This is a genomic window from Mycolicibacterium grossiae (genome assembly GCF_008329645.1).
GTDB lineage: Bacteria > Actinomycetota > Actinomycetes > Mycobacteriales > Mycobacteriaceae > Mycobacterium > Mycobacterium grossiae.
On the sequence record NZ_CP043474.1, the window covers coordinates 2934801 to 2956085 of the forward strand.

The window sequence follows — 21285 nt, forward strand, 5'->3', positions numbered from 1 at the left end:
CGAGCCACGACGGCGGTGCGGCGCGGCTGCTGATGAGGGCAGCGATCACCGACCGGGCGCGCGAGGGCGCACGGTCTGACGCTCGCCCGTCAGCGACGCGCGATGCAGAAGTGGGTCAGTACCGCCTGACCCGCCATGACGTTAGCCACGGCACGGGGAGGGCCACGTACGGCCGCCGCCGCGGTGGGCCGCCACAGGGCGGCCGCAAAGCCGATCGACGCCGCGAGTCCGAGCGCCGTCAACACGAGAGCAGTCGTCAGGCGCGGCAGCACGGCGTGGGGAATCACCTTTCCCACCAGGCAACCCTCGAACACATGGGGGTGCTCGGTGTCTGCGGCGGATCCGCCGTAGGGACTCGCCGCGGCCGAATGTGCACCGTGAGGAGGGGGCGCGCCGTCCTTGACGTGCGCCCACGACCCGCCCATGAAGGCGACGCAGATCACGATGGACAGCGCCAGTGCTGCGGTCCATCGTGATCTGCGAACGTCTCTGAGCCTCATTGTGTTACCGACTGTAGCAGGTGATTCCACGACGCCCGGCTGGGCGCGCGACGATTCGATGTCGTTACAACCCTGTGGCACAACGGTGTTGGATCCTCGTGTCACTGTGCCGGTACTGAGGTGCGGTGACGGCGTTCAACGGACTAGCTACGTAGTATGATGCCGGATCGACGTCGTGACTGTTGAATGCGCGCGTGGTTACCGTCCGATGTGAAGTCGCTGTGACGGGTGGACACGCTACCGGTGGCGATTTACGTTCGTGCTCAGTACGTGCGCGTGCGCCGCTGAACAGAGGGAGAGGACTCGACGATGCCGATGCGGCGCTCAGCAACGTCGTTGGTGTGGCAGTTGGGCGCGCTGGTTGCCGTCGTGGTGATCGTGGGGGGCTTGCTGGTGTGGGCTCAGCGTCGTGGCGCCGCCGCGGGTCCCGACGAGGTGGATTGCAGCCGCTACAAGTGCGTCGCGTTGACGTTCGACGACGGTCCGAGCCCGTTCACCGACCGACTGCTGCGCGTGCTCGCCGAGGGTGATGCCAAGGCGACGTTCTTCCTGATCGGCAACAAGGTGCAGGCCGACCCCGACGCGGCCCGGCGCATCGCCGAGGCCGGCATGGAGATCGGCACCCACACCTGGGAGCACCCCAACATGACCACCATCCCCGTCGCCGCCATCGCCGGTCAGCTCGCCAGGGGGAAGGAGGCGATCGCCGCGGCCACCGGACGGACGCCCACGCTGTTCCGCCCCGCGGGGGGCCTGTCCAACGACGCGGTGCGCGCCGAAGCCGGACGGCAGGGGCTGGCCGAGATCCTGTGGGACGTCATCCCCTTCGACTGGATCAACGACGCGAATCTGGCCGCCACGACGTACATGCTCAGGACTCAGATCAAGCCGGGTTCGGTGGTCCTGCTGCACGACACGTACTCCAGCACCGTCGATCTGGTGTATCAGTTCCTTCCGGTGCTGGCCGCCAACGGCTACCACGTGGTCACCGTCGGTCACCTGCTCGGCTCACGCGCGCCGGGGACCAGCTACGGCGGCCGGGAGAACGGCCCCCCGGCCAACGCGATCGCCGACGTCGACCCCGCGCTTGTTCCGCCCCTGCCCGCCACGCCGTCGCCGAAGCCGGCGCCGAACATCCCGATCACCGACATCCCCAACCAGGGGGCCGGCGGCCCCCCGGCCTGACCGACGACGGGGAACACGCCCCGTCGTCGAGCGCCCGGTGGGCGGGGTCATTCGATGATGCGCGTGACGTAGGGCGTCATCCCCGACATCCGCACCGGCGAGATCTTGATCGGAACCCCCGTCTGCTGGGCCTCCAGCATCTGGCCGTTGCCCAGGTAGAGCGCCTCGTGCTGGCTGCCTCCGGGACCCCAGAACAACAGGTCGCCCCGGCGGGCCTGCGACGGCGGAACCTTGCGCCCGGCGTTGTACTGGTCACCGGACCACCGCGGCAGCAGGATCCCGACGCCCGCGAAGGCGTAGCGGGTCAGCCCGGAGCAGTCGAATCCGACCGTGCCGGCGCCCTGGTCGATGCCGCGGCTGGGTCCGGTCAGGCTGCCGCCGCCCCACGAGTAGGGCACGCCCAGTTGGGTGCCCGCACGGCGGATCACGTACTCGATGGCCCGACTCCCCGACACCCGACCCGACGCCAGCGGAGCGGTCGTGGGTTCGGCGCCGCCAAACCCCAGAGTGCGCAGGAAGTTGCGGCCCAGATCCATCGTGGTCTGGGTGGCCATGGCGGTGGCGCGCAGCGAGGCGTTGGCGATGGCGAGCGGGTCACCCGGTGCGCCGGCGCTGACGACCTTGGGCAGGCTCGGATCCCAGGTTCCATCGCCGGGTTCGGCGGCCGCCGGCGCGCCGAGGGCCACGGCGAGCAGCGCCGCGGCCGAGCAGCTCAGCACCGCGCGACGGGGGAGTTTCGTGGACACGGTCCTCGCCTTCTCGGTCGTCGCCCGGCGTCGGGCACGGGCGGGATCCCGCGATGGTCGGCGATGCCGACGGATTCACCGCCGCGATACGTAGTAGGGCAGTACGTACGTAACTCGTTTCGTCCAAAACGGTAACACCGATCACGGGAGGTGACTCACGCCTCTCGTCTCGCTTCCGTAACAATCAGCGCACTCCGGGCGCGCCGCGCCCCGGCGACGCGGCCGTCGCGGAACGCCTGTGGCGGGATGCCGACGCGCAGCGTCCGACACGCCAACCCTTGAGCGTGTGCGTAGCTACGTAGTAGGGCAGTATCAAGGGATGCGCGACGGTTCGACGACGATGACACCGACTCCGGCGACCATGTTGATCGTCGGTGATCACCTCAGATGGATCGAGGCGGTCGCCGACCACTTCCGCACCGATGAGGTCTCCCTGGTGGTGGCCGAGGACGGCGGTGAGGCGGTCGGGGTCGCCGACCGCCTGCGGCCCGGATTCGTCGCCCTCGACGCGGATCGGCTGGGCCAATCGGTCATTCAGGTGTGCCGGGGGATCCGCGACGTGTGCGACGCCCACGTCACGGTGCACTCGAGTTCGGCCGACGAGAACGTCGTGGTCGCGGGCCTGCGGGCGGGCGCCGACGACGTCCTCACCGGAGAACGCAGCAGCCGTGAACTCGCGGCGCGGGTGCGGGCCGCGCTGCGGCGATGGACGGCCAACGAAGCACGCGCGGAGACCGGGGACATCGCGCCACAGCGCTACACGCAGGGTCGGTTGTCCATCGACGTCCGGCGGCGCGAAGTGCGGATCGACGAGGAGCCCATCGCGTTGACCCGCACCCAGTTCGACATCCTGGTCGAACTCGCCAAGCGGCGCGGGGCGGTGGTGAGCCGTCGCGATCTGCTGCAGGCCGTCTGGGGATCGACCCCCACCGGCAACGCCGAGCAGGTCAGCGTGCACATCGGTGCGCTGCGCCGCCGGCTCGGAGACGATCCCGACGACCCGGCGCTGGTGCTCAACGTGCGCGGCGTCGGTTACCGCCTCGCCGCCGCGCACCAGCCGGTGCGCACACCGCCGTGCGCGGCCGCGGCTGCAGCGGTGCCGGTGCCGGCCGTGGCGGCCGTGCAGGGACGGGGCTGAGCATGGCCTTACGCGGAGAACGGTTCATCGCGGCCGCCGTACGAGCGCTACGGCCACGCCGGCACGACGCCCGCATCGGCGAGCAGGCGGCGCGCTACTGGTCGGCCTCGGATGGTGACGGGTCGTGGGAGTCCAACTCGCACTGGCGGGACGGCATCGGCGACGAGGCCTTCGAGGAGGTCGGCCGCGAACACTGGGAGATGTACCAGCGGTTCGCCCGCGCGCTGGGGGTGCAGACGCCGGGAACGGTCATCGAGTGGGGCGCGGGAGGGGGAGCCAACGCCGCGGCCTTCGCACCGCGGGCGCAGCGGTTCATCGCCGCCGACATCTCGCCGGACAACCTCGCCGAATGTTCCCGGCAGGTGAAGGCGGTGTGCGACACCCCGCTGGACATCCGGCGCATCGACCTGGCCGACCCCGACGCGGCCGCCGACGGCCTGCGCCACGCGTGCGACACGTTCCTGTGTCTCTACGTCATCGAGGTGACCACCGGCGTCCACGCCGTGCGGACCATCCTCGGCATCGCCCAACGCGTACTGCGACCGGGCGGAATGGCCTTCGTCCAGATGAAGTACCACACCGGCGACGGTCGCACCCGCGGCAGGCCCGGCCTGGCCTACACCCGCAACCTGGCGTTGACCACGACCTTCACCATCGAGGAGTTCTGGCAGCTGGCCGACGAGTGCGGGCTGGCCCCGCAGCTGATCACCCTGGTCCCGCGCAACCGCCTCGACAGTCGGTACGCCTACTACGCCCTGATCAAGCCGGACACCACCAACGACCCGCGGTGACCGTCACGCCGGGACCGGTCGCGGGACCCGGTCGCCATCCGGAACCGGGGCACCGGTCAGCGCGCCGCGACGACGCCGCCGGTCGGCCCGGCGCCCGGTCCCCGGCGCACGACGCGTGCCCCGGCGACCAGCAGGGCCAGGCCGAGCAGATAGAGCATCGCTCCCGCGGCGATCTGCACGGGCCGATCGGCGCTGCCGGCGCGAGCCGGAACATACAGTTCGCGCACCTCGGCGACGTGGGCGCTGTGCCCGGCGGGCACCGCCACCCACGCCTCGAGGGTCTGCCCGTCGCGGAGCATCTCGACGTAGACGAACCAGCGACCCTCGGTGGGCACCGCGATCCGCCCCGAGAAGACGCATCCCGGCTCGGCGCGTAGCGCCGCGCTGACGGTGCCCCCCGCGCGCCGCGCCACCAGACGCGACGCCGCGAGCCCCCCGCACCCGTCGGCCACCGTCGCGCGCAGCGAGATCGTGCGCGCATCATCGGAGTCCGCCACCAGCTCGATGCGCCCGCGCGGCGCACCCTGGCCGGGGTCGTGAGCGTGCGCCGGCACCGGGGTGGACGTGACCGCCACGACGATCGCCGCCGCGACCGCACCGGCCACCGCGACGCCACGGCGGCCGAACCCGCCGGCGACGACGCCCACCATCACGGACACGATGATCGTGGGCAGCGCCACAATGGTGACGGCATCGGGGGATTGGCTGCTCAGACCCGCCGCTGCGGCCGCCCACGCCAGCGCCGATGCGCCGGCCGCTCCCGCCGCGTAGCGCTGCACCGCGCGGGGCAGCGGCAGATCCACCAAGGCGAAGCCGAGCACCGCCACCGGCAGATCCGGACCGCTGCGCCCCAGCACCGCCAGCGCCGCGGCGATCCCGAGGCGCACCACGGCGTAGCCGAGCACCATCGTCGTGACCGGTGCCCGCACCGGCACCGCGGCGCGCGCGACCCAGGCGACCGCCAGCCCCGTCGCCAGGAAGATCGGCAGGTACAGCGTCTCGGAGAACTGCGGCACGTCGGTCTCGTACTCGAAGACCACGGCGATCGCGTTGCCGAACAACAGGATCGACGCCGCGCAGCGCATCGCCCGCCGGTGGTGAGGCATCCCGGCGATCAGCCCGGCGATGAGGGCGCTGGAGGCGAACACCACCAGCATGTGCGGTGGGCTCCACAGCACGGCGTCACGTCCGAAACGCGCGTGCCACAGCTGATCGATCGGCGCCGCAACCAGGGTCGCCGCGCCACCCAGACCGGCCACCAGCACGGGCTGGTAGCGCAGTGCGGTGCGCAGCGACCGCGTCGTCCACCACGTGCGCACCCCCCACGCCGCGATCGCCGACCCGGCCACGGCCATCGCGCCGTACAGCAGCAGGTGAGGGGCGATCCACGCCGAATCCCGGCCGATGTCGGTGTGCCACGCCTCATCCCAGTACGTCGCGAACAACGCGACGGCACCGCCGGTGAGCACGGCCCAACCCAGCACCGGAGGAACGGCGAGACACTCATCGGTCATTAATGAGACTGTCATGTCTCAAGTATGCTGAGCGCATGTCGCAGGGTCAAGGGCGGGGTGCGGACCAGGCGTTGATCGACGCCACGGCCGCCGCGGTCGCACGTTGGGGCCTGGAGAACGTCACCCTGGACCGCATCGGCGCCGAAGCCGGGTTGTCGCGGGCCACCGTCTACCGGCGCGGAGTCACCCGCGAGGAGCTGGTCGCCGCGCTGACCGCGCAGGCCGCCGACACCTACCGCCGCGCGATCCTGCCGGCGCTGTCGGAACCCGGCACCGCCGCACAGCGCCTGCGGGCCGCACTCGATGCGCTGTGCGCCACCGCCGACGAACACCTTCACCTGCTGGCCGGCATGTTCCTCGCCCGCGGGGAGGTGTTCCACCAGCCCGGACCCGATGCCCTGGTCGTCGACGCCTTCGCCGAACCGTTCGAGCGTCTCCTGCGCGACGGCGCGATCGACGGATCGCTGCGCCCGATGCCGCCGACGGTCACCGCCACCGTGCTGTTCAACATGATCGGATGGGGTTACATCCACCTGCGCGCCGCCCACGACTGGGACGCTCCGCACGCCCGGCGCGCAACGATCGACCTGGTCCTGCACGGTCTGCTCAACGGCTCGGCGCCACACGACGGCGAGTCGTCCTGAGCCGCCACACCTCCGGTGAATGCCCTCCTGCGTACACCTGCGACGGTCCACGGGTCACACCGGCGGCGGGCACGGTGGCCGCCGACGGGCCGGCGCAGCCCCGTCGGGGGTGTGGGTCGGTTGTTCGTCGAGGAGGCGGCCGAACCCCGTGGTCCGCATGTCCGCCCGTAGGGCGGGGCCGGGACGGTTGTGCGCGAGCCAGCGACGCATCACCTCGGCCTGCGCCGCGGGGGTGGCATCGCCGGACAGACCGGCCCCGGCGAGCACGAAACGGCACAGGGTGTACTCGCTGTATCCCCCGATAGGCGTCAGGCGGTCGCTCGACGGCCGGACCTGCGAGGCCAACACGTGCACCTCCAACCACGCGGACAGCCACCGATCCGTCGGTCGCAACGGCGGCACGGCGGCCAGCCACGACCGGAACTCCTCGAACACGTTCGCCGGCAACCGGATCCGGGTGCGTGCCACCGCGCGCAGCGCCGCGCACATCGCCAGAATCGGTTCGCAGGTGTGAAACGCCGCGCACAGCGTGTCCCGGTCCTCGAGGGACAAACCCGGCTCGGCGACGTCCCAGATCACCTCCGCGAGTTCGAAATCGGCGAGCATCGTCCTCCTGCAGTCGGTGGGAGTTCGACGACTTAGGTGCGGACGTCGACGTCGTCGATCCGCGTCACGTCGCCGTCAGCGGGTCCATGGGCGCGTCCGACGTGTGCTTCGGCGCGCATCCGTTCGACCATGTGCGGGTAGTGCAGCTCGAAAGCGGGCCGCTCGGAACGGATTCGGGGCAGGTCGGTGAAGTTGTGCCGAGGCGGCGGGCAACTGGTCGCCCATTCCAGCGAGTTGCCGTAGCCCCACGGGTCGTCGACCACCACGGGTTCGCCGTAGCGCCAGCTCTTGAACACGTTCCACACGAACGGCAGCGTGGAGATGCCCAGGATGAAGGCGCCGATCGTCGAGATGATGTTCAGCGTCGTGAAACCGTCCGACGGCAGGTAGTCCGCGTAGCGGCGCGGCATGCCCTCGTCACCGACCCAGTGCTGGACCAGGAACGTGGTGTGGAAGCCGATGAACGTCAGCCAGAAGTGCAGCTTGCCGAGGCGCTCGTCGAGCAGGCGGCCGGTCATCTTCGGGAACCAGAAGTAGATGCCCGCGTAGGTGGCGAACACGATGGTGCCGAAGAGCACGTAGTGGAAGTGCGCGACCACGAAGTACGAGTCGGTGACGTGGAAGTCCAGCGGCGGGCTGGCCAACAGCACGCCGGACAGGCCACCGAGGAGGAACGTCACGAGGAAGCCGACCGAGAACAGCATCGGTGTCTCGAACGTCAACTGCCCCTTCCACATCGTGCCTATCCAGTTGAAGAACTTGATGCCCGTCGGCACCGCGATGAGGAACGTCATGAAGCTGAAGAACGGCAGCAACACGGCACCCGTGGCGTACATGTGGTGCGCCCACACGGCCACCGACAGCGCCGCGATGCCCAGCGTCGCGTAGATCAGTGTGGTGTAACCGAAGATCGGTTTGCGGCTGAACACCGGGAAGATCTCGGAGACGATGCCGAAGAACGGCAGCGCGATGATGTAGACCTCGGGGTGCCCGAAGAACCAGAACAGGTGCTGCCACAGCAACACCCCGCCATTCGCGGGGTCGTAGACGTGCGCGCCCAGGTGACGGTCGGCGGCCAGCCCGAACAGCGCCGCGGTCAGCAGCGGGAAGGCCAACAGCACCAGGATCGACGTCACCAGGATGTTCCAGGTGAAGATCGGCATCCGGAACATCGTCATGCCGGGGGCGCGCATGCACACCACCGTGGTGACCATGTTGACCGCGCCCAGGATGGTGCCCAGACCACCCACGATGAGTCCCATGATCCACAGATCCGCCCCCGCGCCCGGCGAGTGAATGGCGTCGGTGAGCGGCGAGTACGCCGTCCAGCCGAAGTCGGCGGCGCCGCCGGGGGTGATGAAGCCGGCGATGGCGATCGTCGCGCCGAAGAGGAAGAGCCAGAAGGAGAACGCGTTCAGACGCGGGAACGCCACGTCGGGCGCGCCGATCTGCAGCGGGAGCACCAGGTTGGCGAAGCCGAACACGATGGGCGTCGCGTAGAACAGCAGCATCACCGTGCCGTGCATCGTGAACAGCTGGTTGTACTGCTCGTTGGACAGGAACTGCAGTCCCGGCAGCGCCAGCTCGGCGCGCATGAGCAGCGCCATCAGACCGCCGATGAAGAAGAACGCGAAACACGCGACGACGTACATGATGCCGATCACCTTGTGATCGGTCGTCGTCACCAGCTTGTAGATCAGATTGCCCTTGGGGCCCAGCCGCGCCGGGAACGGGCGACGTACCTCCAGTTCTCCGAGTGCAGGCGCTTCGGCTACCAACGGGGACCTCCGAGTCGTGAACGAGACAGCGTCGCATAAGTGCCGACCGTCGCAGCGCCGGACTCGCATGCCGTCACGCGCGATGAACACCACCGGAATTTCTACTATATCGCTAAGTACTGATATGGATAGTAGTAAGTCGGCTGAGCGTGTGTGGAAGCCCGCAACGTCGCGCGGGTTGGTCGCCGAGTGCGTCCCCGCAACCGACGACGTTCGGCGGTTCGTGCCACCCGCGGCCGCGTCGTCGCATGCCGTGGGCCGCGGGGCTGAATCGATTCGCCCGGCACGCTGCGGGTGGATCCAGGTGTCGGCTGCATTGGGGTGATCCGTGAGGGAAGAGGCCGGACCGGCAGGGGGCAGACGGTCCGGCCTCTCGTCGCCGTCTGCAGGGCCTGGGTTGACCCGCAGCCTGCGGCACGCCGGCGACTGCTCCCAATCTACTGAGAAACCCAGTAGGTGTCTCGCAGGTGGGTGAACGAGTTCGATTCGTCGGAGTCGCCGTGACGTTCGATTCCACCACGATCGGAATGCCGGCTGCGCGGTCGATCGACACGTCCGTCCCGCAGGGCGCTCGACCTCTCTACCGTCTGCTGCGGGACACTCGGCGCAGGGCGCGGCGGATGGTCTCCGATTCGTCGTTACCCATCTGTTCCACGAAGTACTTGAGCACGAGGTCGGGCCGCCCGCCGCCGGCCAGTGCAGCCCTCATGAGGTGGGCGCTGTGTTGTTCCCGCGTCATCGTGGCGTGATAGCGGTAGGCCCTGCCGTGACGCTCCCGACCCAGCCAGCCCTTGGTGTGCAGGTTGTCCATCGTCGACATGACCGTCGTGTAGGCGATGTCCCGCTCGGCGCTGAGTTCGACGAGGACGTCGCGAACGGTCACCGCGGCCGACGGGTCCCGGCTCCACATCCGGTTCATGATGGTGGCCTCGAGTTGGCCGAAACCGTCGATGCGCAAGAGACGCTCCTCATCAGGACGCCGGCCGATCCGGCGTCTACCCGGTGTCGACGTCAATACTAACAAGCTACGTAGTGCGCGACGGTGTATCGACGACGCCTCGGGCCGGTGCTCGCCGTCGCGCTTCGGGTGGGCGTGAACGCCGCGGGGTGGTGGCGCGGTCAGACGGGGAGCACCGCGTTGGAGACGAACGCGTCACGCACCCATGCCACGAAATCGCCCCAGAGCCCGGTCAGGAGCGCCGCGCCCACGATGATCATCAGCGTCCCGCCGATCAGCTGAACGGTGCGGGCGTGTCGACGCAGCAGGCCCAGTCCCCGCATGGCGCGAGCGGAACCGAAGGCCAGAACGACGAAGGGCAAACCCAGGCCGAGGCAGTAAGCGGCCACCAGGAGCATTCCGCGGGTGACGCTGGAGCCGTCGGTCGCCGAAGCGACGGCGATGACACCGGTCAGGGTGGGGCCCAGGCACGGCGTCCAACCCAGTCCGAACACCGCCCCGAGCAGCGGTGCCCCGGCCAGGGTGGTGACCCGTCGTGGTGCGAAGCGGATGTCGCGCTGCAGTAACGGGAGGACTCCGACGAACACCAGTCCCATCACGATGGTCACCGCTCCGCCCAGGCGTTGCAGCAGCACCTGGTTGCCGAGCAGGGTGGTCGTCATTCCGAAGACCGCCAGAGTGCCCAGCATGAACACCGCACTGAATCCGGCGACGAACAAGGCCGCCGCCCCGGCGACTCGGAACCGGGGCGACGGTGTACCGCTCGCAGAACCCGAACCAGGACCGGACGAGCGCTGCTCGACACCGACCAGCGCCGCCAGGTAAGACAGGTAGCCCGGTACCAGCGGCACGACGCACGGCGAGGCGAACGAGACCGATCCCGCGACCATGCTCAACGCCATGGCCAGGATCAGCGGGCCCGTGACGGCGAACTGCCCGAGGCCGTTCACGATCCGGCCGGCGGCTCGTCGGCGAGGCGCTCGACGAGCGGTTGCAGGTCGTCGGCTAGCCTCGATTTTGCATCGAATTGATGCCGGGCCGTTCTGCCGCTGAATTGTGTTGCTGGATGGGGCTTTCTGCGTAGCGATGTGGAGGGGTATCCCGTGTCGCCGGGTGGGACGGGCTTTCCTGGGGCCTGGTCTTTCTGATTGGTGGGTCGGGTGGGCCTGGTGCTATCCGAAGGCGGTGCGGATGGCCTGCCAGGCGGTCGCGATCTGGGCGGCCCACCGCCAGGTGGCGTCGATGCGCAGCCGTTGTTGGCGGGCGCCGCGGGTGATGCGGGCCGCGACGTGCAGGACTCGGTAGCGGAAGGTGGTGATCTCGGCGCGGGCCAGCGGGGGTTGGTCACCGAAACCGATGAGGCGGGTCCAGGTGACCAGGTCGGCGGCGGCGAGCACGATTTCCAGCCATGCGGCGTTGGCCCAGAAGCTGTGGCATGGCAGGTTGCGTAGGCCGGTGGCTTTGAGTTCACGGATGCGGTCCTCGACGCGGGCGTGCTGGCGGTGGCGCAGTTCCAGACCGGCGACTTGGCCGGGTATGACACCGGGTGGTGTGTCGGTGATGAACGCGGTGACCCGCATGCCGTCGGCGTCGGTGAACCGCAGCTGCGCGCCGGGATGCGGTCTCTCTTTGCGCAGGATCAGCCGGGTGCCGGGCGGCCATGTCGAGAGGTTGACCAGGTCGGTGGCTTCGGCGACCCAGGCGCCGTCGCGGATGCCGCCGTCGGTGTCGATCGCCGGATACCAGCACTGGCCGATGTTGAGGGTGTCCACGGCGTCCTGCACCCGGGCATCGACGGGGTAGCCGAAGGAGAACCCCACCCCCTGCTCGCGGCAGGCATCGGCGAACCGGTGGGTGGCCCCGGCGGTGTCGCAGCGCACCAACACCTGTGGTCGGTCTGGATCATCGCCACGAGTGGGGTCGGGCCGCCACCGGGCGGGCAGGGATGCCAGTGCCTGCTCCAAGACGATGACGTGGTCACTGGCGGTGTTGGAGCCGGCGTTGCCGGTGCGCAGCATCCCGGCCAGGGCTTCCCCGCCGGCGATCTCCGGTCGGTCCAGGAACGCCAGCAGCGGATGGTGCCCGAACGTTTTCTTCCAGGTCGGTGTGGCGCCGGTCTTGTTGTCGGAGTGGTCGATCACCAGGGTGGCATCGATGTCGATATGCAGCCATCGTCTGACCGCGGGGGCAGCGCCTGCAGCCCACGCCGCCGTTCTGGCATGGGCGCGAGCCGCCCGCACCGCGGGTAGGTGCGCGGCGTCGATCCGCTCATCGATCAACCGCCACATCGTGGTCGTCGAGGCTTTCGCGCCGAACACGTGCTCACGGTCGCCGCACAACTGCCCGACACCGTCGATGCAATCGGCGCCGTCAGCAATCGCGGCCGCCAGATCAGCGAAAACCTCCCCGGGCGCGTACACCCACGGGCCGCGGTAGGTGTCGGCCAACGCGGCGGTGACCTGCGCCGATAACCCGGTCAGATCGGCAAGTTCACGTAGCAAGCCCATCCCGGCATGCGACACGACACCACGGCCGTCAGCCGACACTTTCACCCGCGATGCGGCCGCGATATTCTTCACCTGCGAAGTGCCTTCCCGTAGGAATACTTGAACCTTAGAGAAGTCCAATTATCCCTTGCAGGACAGGCACTTTCGCTTATCTACACACCACCACAAGCGAGAATCCGCGAAAAATCTGGGCTAGTAGTGCACGCAGGAATACCGCCGCGACGCGGTGGCGGCGATCCAGCACGATCGTCGACGGGACCACACTGGTCGGATATCTGCCGCCGAACGCGATGAGGGTGCGCATGGCGGGGTCGTAGATGGACGGGTAGGTGATGCGGCGATCGGTGACGAAGTCGACGGCGGTCTGTATGTCGTTGTCGCGCACGTCGATACCGACCACGGTGACACCCCGCGCGCGATTATCCTGGTAGATCTGCTGCAGCTCGGGAGCCTCGGTGCGGCACGGCGCGCACCACTGCCCCCACACGTTGATGATCACCACCTGCCCGGCGAAGTCGGTGTCGACGGTGAGGGTGCGGGCCGGAGCGGACAGGTCCGGCCCCGCGATCGCCCCCGGTCGGCCACGCTGGTCCGGCTGGTCGTAAAGGATGTCGGTTCGTCCGCCGGGGGAGACGAAGTCGAAGGAGCCGCCTTGAGTGACGGCACCGCTGCCGGTGGAGCACCCCGCCGCGGCCGCGATCGCCGCGACCAGCACGCTGCACACGACGACGCGACCACGTGCTCTCATTCCGGCTCCCAACGTCGCCCGACCATTGACTGCGCATCTAAACAGTACTACTTGGGATAGTAGGTGGCGGGAGTCGCAGGTCGGATCGGCACCGGGGAGCGGTCCTGTTCTCGACCAGTCGCCGCAGCGGTGCGTGTCGCCGTCATTCTCCGCCGATTGGTCGGGCCGTCTGGAACCGTCCACCCGACACCTAGGCACCAAGGCACCTAGGCACCAAAAGCCGAGAATGCCTATTGGTGAACCACATTGCAAATTCGCCGGATCTCGCAGCGAGTCCACCTCGCGTCGGCCACTTCGCATACGCATCTACTACGCAGAAACGTAATACACTGACGCCGGAACTAACCGCATCGGGCTCCGATCGCGAAAGGATGGCACCGGTGTTCGTCACGTCGAGCCACCATCGCAGCCGCGGCGGCGGCGGTGTCGCTTCCGATGCGGCCCTCCGGATGCGTCACCCCGATGCCCACGCTGGGGCGACGCCGCCAACTGCACAGATACCGGTGGGGGGTATAAGGGAGGGTATGAGCGACGCGATGACCGAGGACCGTTTCCATTACGCCGACGGCGCGGCCATCGCGTATCAGGTCAGCGGCACGGGCAGCCCACCCGTCGCCTACGCGCACGGGGTCCTGCTCAGTCGCGCCGCCGTGCGGGGGCTGGGGATCCTCGACGTGGAGGCGATCGCCGACGGCCGCCGGCTGCTGCTCTACGACCAGCGCGGTCACGGTCGCTCGACGGGACGGCCTCAACCCGAGTACTACACCTTCGAGCAGGCCGGCGTCGACCTGCTCGATCTGCTGACCGCAGCGGGCTTCGAGGAGCCGGTCGACTTCGCCGGATCGTCACTGGGCGCCGCCGCCGCGCTGTACGCGGCCCTGGTCGCGCCGCAGCGCTTCCGGCGACTGGTGTTGCTGATCCCGCCCGCGGCGTGGGAGGGCGGGAATCGCCCTGTCCGGCAGTGGTATCTCGACACCGCCGACGAGATCGACGACATCGGAGCGTCGGCGTGGCGCCAGCGATGGGCACAGGCGCCGCCGCTGCCCATCTTCGCCGACTATCCACCCGGACGTTTCTCACCGGACGTCGGCGACGAGGTCGCCGCGGCGGCACTGCGCGGGGTGGCGGGGTCGGATCTGCCCGCCCCGGCCGCGCTGGCGACGATCGATGCGCCCACGCTGATCCTCGCCTGGGCCGACGATCCGCAGCACCCGCTGGCCACGGCCCGAGAACTGGCGCGGCTGATGCCGCGTGCGACGTTGCGCGTCGCCCACACCGTCGACGAGGTCAAGACGTGGACCGACGTCGCCAAAGCCTTCCTCGCCCCGTGAGCGGAACGCAACCGGAGGAGTTCCCCCCGCACCCGTCACGGGTGCCTCCTACAAACTGAATGAGGTCTCGATGAACATGACGGTGAAGACCACGCTGCGTCGGATGATCGACAGCCCGACCGCCCGGTCGATCGCGAAATGCGTCGTCGTGTGCGCCCTCGGCGGAGCGCCGAGAGGGCACGCCGCGAAAGGGCGCACCCGGCAAACGCGCTGCTGCGGCTGACGTACGCCGCGACATCCGAAGCCGAACACCGCCGGGGCTATACACACGGCCAGGCGCCCACCGGGTGTGACGCGGGGCGCCGATCACGGACCTTGCCATATGCCCCAGGGGGGTATATGCTGGCGATTGAAATACCCCATGGGGGTATCGAGGGAAAGGATCGACGATGGACGTCAACACACGTGAGTACACCGTTTCGGGGATGACGTGCGGGCACTGCGAGCAGTCGGTGCGCGAGGAGGTCGGTGCCGTCGCCGGGGTCCAGGACGTCGAGGTCAGCGTCGCGACGGGGACGCTCACCGTGACCCTCGGCGCACCCGTCGAGGACGCCGCGATCCTCGCCGCCGTCGACGACGCCGGTTACTCGGCGGTGCGGGTCGCGTGAACGCCGGAGGCCGACTGGCCGCCTTCGCGACGGGGCAGGTGGTGGCGTTCACCGCGTCTTACACCACCGCCGAGGCCATCGCCCCCGACCGCGAGGCCACGCAACAACGCGGTCACCGACCCGAAGCGAACTCGGCGCTACCCGCCGCGGAACAGACCGGAACGGTGCCGGCGGGGTTGTCGCTCGCCCAGAACGGATACGCGCTCAGCGCGGTGCGCGCGCCCCGCACGCCGCGGGAACGCGGCGCCCTGAGCTTCACCATCGCCGACCCGGCGGGTGAGCCGCTGCTCGACTACGCCAGCGTGCACGACAAGCAGCTGCATCTCATCGTCGTCCGTTCGACGGAACGCGTTTCGCACACGTGCACCCGACCCTGGACCGGGACGGCGGCACGTGGTCGACACCGTGGACCTGGAACGCCGCCGGCACCTACCGCGTGTTCGCCGACTTCCAGCCGGCAGCGGCGGACAGTGCGAAGGTCACCCTCAGCCGCACCGTCGAGGTGGCCGGCGAGGTCATCCCGGCACCGCCGGTGACCACCCGCACCGTCGACGAGGTCGCGGGGTACACCGTGCGACTCGACGGCGCGCTCACCGCGGGCGTCTCGCGGACACTGACGGCCACGATCACGCGAAACGGTCAGCCGGTGACGACGTTGCAGCCCTACCTCGGGGCGTTCGGACACCTCGTCGCGCTGCGCGACGGAGACCTGGCGTACCTGCACGTGCACCCCGAAGACGCCGAACCCGCACCGGGTCGCACCGGCGGGCCCGCGGTGACGTTCGCCGCGACCGCGCCGACTGCCGGGCGCTACCTGCTCTACCTCGACTTCCAGATCGACGACACGGTGCACACCGCCGCGTTCGTCGTCGACGCCGCGCGCGGCGACACCACCCCGCCACCACCCGAACCCTCGCACGACGGTGGGCACTGACACCCTTCCGCCCCATCCGGAACTCTGAAAAGGATTGGCACCCATGACGACATCAACACCGGTGTCCGGCCCGACCGTCGAGCTGCGAATCAGCGGCATGACATGCGCCTCCTGCGCCAACCGCATCGAGCGCAGCCTCAACAAGCTCGACGGTGTGGCGGCCACCGTCAACTACGCGACCGAGAAGGCCTCCGTCACGGTGCCCGGCGGCTACGACCCGGCGCAGCTGATCGCCGAAGTCGAGAAGGCCGGGTACACCGCCGCGCTACCGACGCCCGAGCAGCCTGCGCCCGCCGAGGACACAGACGAGACCGATGACCCCGACATGCTCGCGCTGCGCCAGCGTCTCACCGGGTCGGTGCTGCTGTCGGTGCCGGTCGTCGCGCTGGCGATGATCCCGGCGCTGCAATTCACCTACTGGCAGTGGGCCTCATTGGCACTGGCCGCACCCGTCATCGTGTGGGCGGCCTGGCCGTTCCATCGCGCCGCCTTCGCCAACCTGCGGCACGGCACGGCGACGATGGACACGCTGATCTCCCTGGGCACCCTGTCGGCCTTCCTCTGGTCGCTCTACGCGCTGTTCCTGGGCACCGCCGGCGTCGCAGGGATGAAGCACCCCTTCGAACTCACCCTCGCGCCATCCGACGGCGCCGCGAACATCTACCTCGAAGTCGCCGCCGGCGTCACGACGTTCATCCTCGCCGGTCGTTACTTCGAGAAGCGGTCCAAACGACAGGCCGGTGCGGCGCTGCGGGCGTTACTGGACATGGGCGCCAAGGAGGTGTCCGTCTTGCGCGACGGGGTCGAATCGAAGATCGCCGTGGAGGAGCTGGCGGTGGGCGATGAGTTCGTCGTGCGTCCGGGGGAGAAGATCGCCACCGACGGCGCGGTGATCTCGGGGACCTCGGCGGTCGACGCGTCGATGCTGACCGGTGAATCCGTGCCCGTGGAGGTCGGTCCCGGTGACACCGTCGTCGGTGCGACGGTCAACGCCGGTGGGCGACTGGTCGTGCGCGCGGCGCGTGTCGGGGCGGACACCCAGCTGGCACAGATGGCCCTGCTGGTCGAGAACGCCCAAACCGGCAAGGCCCACGTCCAGCGCCTGGCCGATCGCATCTCCGGTGTCTTCGTGCCGATCGTGCTCGCCGTCGCGGTGATCACCCTCGGTGCGTGGCTGGGAGCGGGATACCCCGTGGCCGCCGCCTTCACCGCAGCGGTCGCGGTCCTGGTCATCGCCTGCCCGTGCGCCCTCGGGTTGGCGACCCCGACCGCGCTGCTGGTGGGCACCGGCCGAGGCGCGCAGATGGGCGTCCTGATCAAAGGACCCGAAATCCTGGAGTCGACCCGCAAAGTCGACACCGTCGTGCTGGACAAGACCGGAACCGTCACCACCGGCACGATGGCCCTGGTCGACGTCCTCGCCGCGGAGGGAACCGACCGGACCCAACTGCTGGTGCTCGCCGGAGCGCTGGAGAACGCCTCCGAGCACCCCATCGCCCAGGCCGTCGCCGCCGCGGCGACACGGGAACTCGGAACACTGCCCACACCGGAGGACTTCGCCAACGTCGAAGGCAAGGGCGTGCAGGGCATCGTCGACGGGCACGCCGTCGTCGTGGGACGACCGTCACTGCTCGCCGACTGGGCCCAACACCTCAGCCCGACTCTGACGCAGCGCAAAGCCGACGCCGAAGCCGACGGGAAGACCGTGGTCGCCGTCGGCTGGGACGGCGAGGCCCGCGGCATACTCGTCGTCGCCGACACCGTCAAACCGACCAGCGCGCAGGCGATCTCACAAATGCGCGCGATCGGCCTCACACCGGTACTGCTCACCGGCGACAACGAAACCGTCGCCCGACGCATCGCCGACGAAGTCGGCATCGACACCGTGATCGCCGAGGTCATGCCCCAAGACAAACTCGACGTCATCGCCCGCCTGCAAGCTGAAGGCAAGACCGTGGCGATGATCGGTGACGGCGTCAACGACGCCCCCGCGCTGGCACAGGCCGACCTCGGGCTGGCCATGGGCACCGGAACCGACGTCGCCATCGAGGCCTCCGATATCACCCTGGTGCGCGGCGACCTGCGCAGCGCGGTCGACGCGATCCGGTTGTCCCGCGCGACACTGTCGACGATCAAGACGAACCTCTTCTGGGCTTTCGCCTACAACGTCGCCGCGATACCGATCGCCGCCCTCGGCATGCTCAACCCCATGCTCGCCGGAGCGGCGATGGCGTTCTCCAGCGTCTTCGTCGTCGGCAACAGCCTGCGCCTGCGTGGCTTCACTTCCACGTCCACGAGCCCCACCCGCTAGATCCCCCACACCGAGGAGAACCCGTGTCCGACAACGAGACCGCCGCGTCCAGCTGCTGCGGCGGTAGATCCTCACGAATTCCACGGGCCGGGCATCAGCTCGTGGGGAGGAACCTTCTCGCCCCCGCGGGCGACGCGACGACGTGTCCGGTGATGCCCGGCACGCCGGTCGACACGACGGCGGCGGAAGCCGCCGGCCTGTTCCGGGACTACCGCGGTCGACGGTACTGGTTCTGCTGTCGGGGATGCGGGCCGCGATTCGACCGCGACCCCGACAAGTACGCCGGCGCGGCATGACACCATCACTGCGCCGCTGCGCCGAAGCGCCCGGAAACACAACGACCGCAGAGGATTCGACATGACTTCAGCCCAGGACGGCGAGAACGCCTCGACACCGGATCCGGTGCACCACCACGGCTACATCACCGAGAAGGACAAGTATCTCAAGCGGCTCAAACGGATTGAAGGCCAGGCTCGCGGCATCAGCCGGATGATCGAGGAGGAGCGGTACTGCATCGACATCCTCACCCAAACCGATGCGTTGACCAAAGCCCTGCAAGGAGTGGCGCTGGCGCTGCTCGACGACCATCTGCGGCACTGCGTGCGCGACGCCGCGGTCGTCGGGGGCTCAGCCGCCGACGCCAAACTCAGCGAGGCGTCCGCCGCGATCGCCCGGCTGGTGCGCTCCTGACCCATTCCGGCGGCACCGAATCGGCCACCCCGTATCGACGCCGACACCTTAAACGTCTGCAAGGAGAACGATCATGACAGACCACGATGACCACGCCGTGGCGACATCCCACGGCGTGGCGCACAGCCACCACGGCGACCCCGGTGCCCGACCGGCCGATGATCACCAGTCGGGGACCGGTCGCGCCGGACACGGGAGTCACGCCGGACACGGGGGTCACGCCGGGCACGGGGCCGATCACGTCGCTCAGTTCCGGAAACTGTTCTGGATCAACCTGATCATCGCCGTCCCGGTCGTGGCGCTCTCCACCATGTTCGCCATGCTGGTCGGCTACCAGGTCCCCGACGTCCCCGGTGCCCGCTGGATCGCGCCGTTGCTGGGCACGCTCATGTACGTCGTCGGCGGACGCCCGTTCCTCACCGGCGCGGTCAGCGAAATCCGTTCCCGCAAACCGGGAATGATGCTGCTGATCGGACTGGCGATCACCGTCGCCTTCGTCGCGTCCTGGGGTGCGAGCCTGGGCCTGCTCGACCACGAACTCGAATTCTGGTGGGAACTGGCGCTGCTCATCGTCATCATGCTGCTCGGGCACTGGGTGGAGATGCGCTCCCTGGCGCAGACGACCTCCGCGCTGGACTCTTTGGCGGCGCTGCTTCCCGACGAGGCCGAGAAGGTCGACGGCGACCGAACCGTCACCGTCTCACCGGCCGACCTGCACGTCGGCGACCTCGTGATCGTCCGACCCGGCGGCAGCGTCCCCGCCGACGGCAGAATCGTCGACGGACGAGCCGACATGGACGAGTCGATGGTCACCGGTGAATCCCGGCCGGTGGCCCGCGGCGTCGGTGACGCCGTGACCGCTGGCACCGTCGCCACCGACTCCGGGTTGCGGGTCGAGATCACCGCCACCGGCGACGACACCGCCCTGGCCGGAATCCAACGTCTGGTGACCGAAGCGCAGAACTCGTCCTCGCGTGCCCAGCGACTCGCCGACCGCGCCGCCGGGTGGCTGTTCTGGTTCGCCCTGGTGACCGCCGCCATCACGGCCGTCGCGTGGTCGATCATCGGAGACCCCGACGCCGCCGTCGTCCGCGCGATCACCGTCCTGGTCATCGCGTGCCCCCACGCTCTGGGGTTGGCGATACCCCTGGTCGTGTCCATCGCCACCGAGCGCGCCGCCCGTGGCGGTGTGCTGATCAAGGACCGCCTCGCGCTAGAGGCCATGCGCACCGTCGACGCCGTGCTATTCGACAAGACCGGCACGCTCACCAAGGGCGAACCCACCGTGACCGCGATCGACGCCACCGGTGACCTCGACGGCGACGCCGTGCTCGCGCTCGCCGCCGCCGCCGAGACCGACAGTGAACACCCCCTGGCACGGGCCATCGTGAGAGCCGCGCAGGACCGCGGACTCACCGTCCCCGCCGCCACGGGCTTCTCGTCCTCCCCGGCGGTCGGTGTCACCGCCACGGTCGAGGGTCGCGGCATCCGCGTGGGCGGCCCACGCCTGCTCGACGAGATCGACGCAGCGGAAGTCGGTGCCGCGGCCGCGTGGCGCGAGGAGGGCGCGATCATCCTGCACGTCGTCGGTGACGGCGTCGTGCTCGGCGGTCTCCGCCTCGCCGACGAGGTCCGCCCCGAATCCCGCCAAGCCGTCGACGCCCTACACAAGCTCGGCATCGAAGTCGTCATGATCACCGGTGACGCCGAGGCCGTCGCGAACGCCGTCGGCGCCGAACTCGGCATCGACCGCGTCTTCGCCGGCGTCCGACCGGAAGACAAGGCCTCCAAGGTTTCCGCCCTGCAGCAGGAGGGCAAGAAGGTCGCCATGGTCGGCGACGGCGTGAACGACGCGCCCGCGCTGGCGCAGGCCGACGTCGGCATCGCAATCGGCGCCGGCACCGACGTCGCGATCGCCTCCGCCGGTGTCATCCTCGCCAGCTCGGACCCGCGCTCGGTGCTCTCGGTCATCGAACTATCCCGCGCCACCTACCGCAAGATGAAGCAGAACCTCTGGTGGGGTGCCGGCTACAACCTCATTTCCGTGCCGCTGGCCGCTGGCGTGCTCGCACCGATCGGGTTCGTCCTGCCCATGTCTGTCGGCGCCATCCTGATGTCCTTGTCCACGATCGTGGTGGCACTGAACGCCCAGCTGCTCCGGCGCCTTGACCTGACCCCGGAGGCGAGTACACACGCTGTTCTCGATCGCTAAGACTGCCAGCGCGATAGTTGCACCAACCTCGGGACGGTCACCCATCGCCTGTTCGGCCGAAAGCTCGGCTGCACAGGCAGACTC

At 69.2% G+C, this 21285-nt stretch carries 20 protein-coding genes and 1 pseudogene; 12 read left to right on the forward strand and 9 right to left on the reverse strand.

Features of this window, described 5'->3' with window-relative positions; translation table 11 throughout:
- Window positions 1-89 precede the first annotated feature (89 nt).
- On the reverse strand, window positions 90-500 hold the full coding sequence (gene lpqS, locus FZ046_RS14060; protein WP_246182775.1) for a putative copper homeostasis (lipo)protein LpqS: 411 nt from the start codon (window positions 498-500) through the stop codon (window positions 90-92).
- 309 nt (window positions 501-809) lie between these two features.
- Here lpqS and FZ046_RS14065 point away from each other — a divergent pair, with 309 nt between their 5' ends.
- Window positions 810-1685, forward strand: coding sequence for a polysaccharide deacetylase family protein (locus FZ046_RS14065; protein ID WP_099045856.1), 876 nt, complete (start codon window positions 810-812; stop codon window positions 1683-1685).
- Between the two features lie 47 nt (window positions 1686-1732).
- Here FZ046_RS14065 and ripB read toward each other — a convergent pair whose 3' ends face one another.
- Window positions 1733-2404, reverse strand: coding sequence for an NlpC/P60 family peptidoglycan endopeptidase RipB (ripB, locus tag FZ046_RS14070; protein WP_246183040.1), 672 nt, complete (start codon window positions 2402-2404; stop codon window positions 1733-1735).
- 346 nt (window positions 2405-2750) lie between these two features.
- Between ripB and FZ046_RS14075 the strand changes: the two genes are divergently transcribed.
- On the forward strand, window positions 2751-3569 hold the full coding sequence (locus tag FZ046_RS14075) for a winged helix-turn-helix transcriptional regulator (RefSeq protein ID WP_070352262.1): 819 nt from the start codon (window positions 2751-2753) through the stop codon (window positions 3567-3569).
- A gap of 2 nt (window positions 3570-3571) precedes the next feature.
- Window positions 3572-4360, forward strand: coding sequence for a methyltransferase (locus FZ046_RS14080; protein WP_070352309.1), 789 nt, complete (start codon window positions 3572-3574; stop codon window positions 4358-4360).
- A 56-nt stretch (window positions 4361-4416) separates the two neighbouring features.
- On the opposite strand, the gene FZ046_RS14085 is transcribed toward FZ046_RS14080, so the two are convergent.
- A complete protein-coding gene (locus tag FZ046_RS14085; RefSeq protein WP_070352261.1) occupies window positions 4417-5874 on the reverse strand; it encodes a hypothetical protein in 1458 nt (485 codons plus the stop codon).
- A 35-nt stretch (window positions 5875-5909) separates the two neighbouring features.
- Between FZ046_RS14085 and FZ046_RS14090 the strand changes: the two genes are divergently transcribed.
- A complete protein-coding gene (locus FZ046_RS14090; protein ID WP_070352260.1) occupies window positions 5910-6518 on the forward strand; it encodes a TetR/AcrR family transcriptional regulator in 609 nt (202 codons plus the stop codon).
- Window positions 6519-6572: 54 nt separating this feature from the next.
- On the opposite strand, the gene FZ046_RS14095 is transcribed toward FZ046_RS14090, so the two are convergent.
- The 6 genes from FZ046_RS14095 to FZ046_RS14120 form a co-directional block, all read right to left on the reverse strand.
- Complete coding sequence (locus tag FZ046_RS14095; protein WP_070352259.1) at window positions 6573-7124, reverse strand: hypothetical protein; 552 nt, start codon at window positions 7122-7124, stop codon at window positions 6573-6575.
- A gap of 32 nt (window positions 7125-7156) precedes the next feature.
- Window positions 7157-8902, reverse strand: coding sequence for an aa3-type cytochrome oxidase subunit I (ctaD, locus tag FZ046_RS14100; protein WP_070352258.1), 1746 nt, complete (start codon window positions 8900-8902; stop codon window positions 7157-7159).
- Between the two features lie 580 nt (window positions 8903-9482).
- A complete protein-coding gene (locus FZ046_RS14105) occupies window positions 9483-9860 on the reverse strand; it encodes a BlaI/MecI/CopY family transcriptional regulator (RefSeq protein ID WP_014805646.1) in 378 nt (125 codons plus the stop codon).
- Window positions 9861-10021: 161 nt separating this feature from the next.
- Window positions 10022-10762 (reverse strand): cytochrome c biogenesis CcdA family protein, encoded by a 741-nt coding sequence (locus tag FZ046_RS14110; protein ID WP_099045859.1) that lies wholly within the window; start codon window positions 10760-10762, stop codon window positions 10022-10024.
- Window positions 10763-11032: 270 nt separating this feature from the next.
- Complete coding sequence (locus tag FZ046_RS14115) at window positions 11033-12439, reverse strand: IS1380 family transposase (protein ID WP_070356442.1); 1407 nt, start codon at window positions 12437-12439, stop codon at window positions 11033-11035.
- 76 nt (window positions 12440-12515) lie between these two features.
- The gene (locus tag FZ046_RS14120; RefSeq protein ID WP_149484363.1) at window positions 12516-13115 is read right to left on the reverse strand and encodes a TlpA disulfide reductase family protein; all 600 of its coding nucleotides are present in this window, start codon (window positions 13113-13115) and stop codon (window positions 12516-12518) included.
- A 536-nt stretch (window positions 13116-13651) separates the two neighbouring features.
- Here FZ046_RS14120 and FZ046_RS14125 point away from each other — a divergent pair.
- The 8 genes and pseudogenes from FZ046_RS14125 (at window position 13652) to FZ046_RS14155 (ending at window position 21201) form a co-directional block, all read left to right on the forward strand.
- Window positions 13652-14446, forward strand: coding sequence for an alpha/beta fold hydrolase (locus tag FZ046_RS14125; protein ID WP_070352308.1), 795 nt, complete (start codon window positions 13652-13654; stop codon window positions 14444-14446).
- A gap of 70 nt (window positions 14447-14516) precedes the next feature.
- Window positions 14517-14669 (forward strand): hypothetical protein, encoded by a 153-nt coding sequence (locus tag FZ046_RS27430; protein WP_170292436.1) that lies wholly within the window; start codon window positions 14517-14519, stop codon window positions 14667-14669.
- 166 nt (window positions 14670-14835) lie between these two features.
- Window positions 14836-15054, forward strand: coding sequence for a heavy-metal-associated domain-containing protein (locus FZ046_RS14130; protein WP_070352255.1), 219 nt, complete (start codon window positions 14836-14838; stop codon window positions 15052-15054).
- A pseudogene (locus FZ046_RS14135) lies at window positions 15051-15988 on the forward strand (heavy-metal-associated domain-containing protein). The gene FZ046_RS14130 and the pseudogene FZ046_RS14135 overlap by 4 nt, the downstream one beginning before the upstream one ends.
- A gap of 43 nt (window positions 15989-16031) precedes the next feature.
- Complete coding sequence (locus FZ046_RS14140; protein WP_070352254.1) at window positions 16032-18299, forward strand: heavy metal translocating P-type ATPase; 2268 nt, start codon at window positions 16032-16034, stop codon at window positions 18297-18299.
- Between the two features lie 101 nt (window positions 18300-18400).
- A complete protein-coding gene (locus FZ046_RS14145; RefSeq protein ID WP_456093936.1) occupies window positions 18401-18595 on the forward strand; it encodes a YHS domain-containing protein in 195 nt (64 codons plus the stop codon).
- A gap of 61 nt (window positions 18596-18656) precedes the next feature.
- A complete protein-coding gene (locus FZ046_RS14150; protein WP_070352252.1) occupies window positions 18657-18989 on the forward strand; it encodes a metal-sensitive transcriptional regulator in 333 nt (110 codons plus the stop codon).
- Window positions 18990-19062: 73 nt separating this feature from the next.
- Entirely contained in the window at window positions 19063-21201 is a 2139-nt protein-coding gene (locus FZ046_RS14155; RefSeq protein WP_099045854.1) for a heavy metal translocating P-type ATPase, read from the forward strand.
- Window positions 21202-21285 lie beyond the last annotated feature (84 nt).

Excerpts from the sequence above, each read along its gene's own strand:
- lpqS (WP_246182775.1), bottom strand. The coding sequence starts at position 500 with ATGAGGCTCAGAGACGTTCGCAGATCACGATGGACCGCAGCACTGGCG.
- FZ046_RS14065 (WP_099045856.1), top strand. The coding sequence starts at position 810 with ATGCCGATGCGGCGCTCAGCAACGTCGTTGGTGTGGCAGTTGGGCGCG.
- FZ046_RS14075 (WP_070352262.1), top strand. The coding sequence starts at position 2,751 with ATGCGCGACGGTTCGACGACGATGACACCGACTCCGGCGACCATGTTG.
- FZ046_RS14080 (WP_070352309.1), top strand. The coding sequence starts at position 3,572 with ATGGCCTTACGCGGAGAACGGTTCATCGCGGCCGCCGTACGAGCGCTA.
- FZ046_RS14085 (WP_070352261.1), bottom strand. The coding sequence starts at position 5,874 with ATGACCGATGAGTGTCTCGCCGTTCCTCCGGTGCTGGGTTGGGCCGTG.
- FZ046_RS14090 (WP_070352260.1), top strand. The coding sequence starts at position 5,910 with ATGTCGCAGGGTCAAGGGCGGGGTGCGGACCAGGCGTTGATCGACGCC.
- FZ046_RS14095 (WP_070352259.1), bottom strand. The coding sequence starts at position 7,124 with ATGCTCGCCGATTTCGAACTCGCGGAGGTGATCTGGGACGTCGCCGAG.
- FZ046_RS14110 (WP_099045859.1), bottom strand. The coding sequence starts at position 10,762 with ATGGCGTTGAGCATGGTCGCGGGATCGGTCTCGTTCGCCTCGCCGTGC.
- FZ046_RS14120 (WP_149484363.1), bottom strand. The coding sequence starts at position 13,115 with ATGAGAGCACGTGGTCGCGTCGTCGTGTGCAGCGTGCTGGTCGCGGCG.
- FZ046_RS14125 (WP_070352308.1), top strand. The coding sequence starts at position 13,652 with ATGACCGAGGACCGTTTCCATTACGCCGACGGCGCGGCCATCGCGTAT.
- FZ046_RS27430 (WP_170292436.1), top strand. The coding sequence starts at position 14,517 with ATGAACATGACGGTGAAGACCACGCTGCGTCGGATGATCGACAGCCCG.
- FZ046_RS14130 (WP_070352255.1), top strand. The coding sequence starts at position 14,836 with ATGGACGTCAACACACGTGAGTACACCGTTTCGGGGATGACGTGCGGG.
- FZ046_RS14140 (WP_070352254.1), top strand. The coding sequence starts at position 16,032 with ATGACGACATCAACACCGGTGTCCGGCCCGACCGTCGAGCTGCGAATC.
- FZ046_RS14150 (WP_070352252.1), top strand. The coding sequence starts at position 18,657 with ATGACTTCAGCCCAGGACGGCGAGAACGCCTCGACACCGGATCCGGTG.
- FZ046_RS14155 (WP_099045854.1), top strand. The coding sequence starts at position 19,063 with ATGACAGACCACGATGACCACGCCGTGGCGACATCCCACGGCGTGGCG.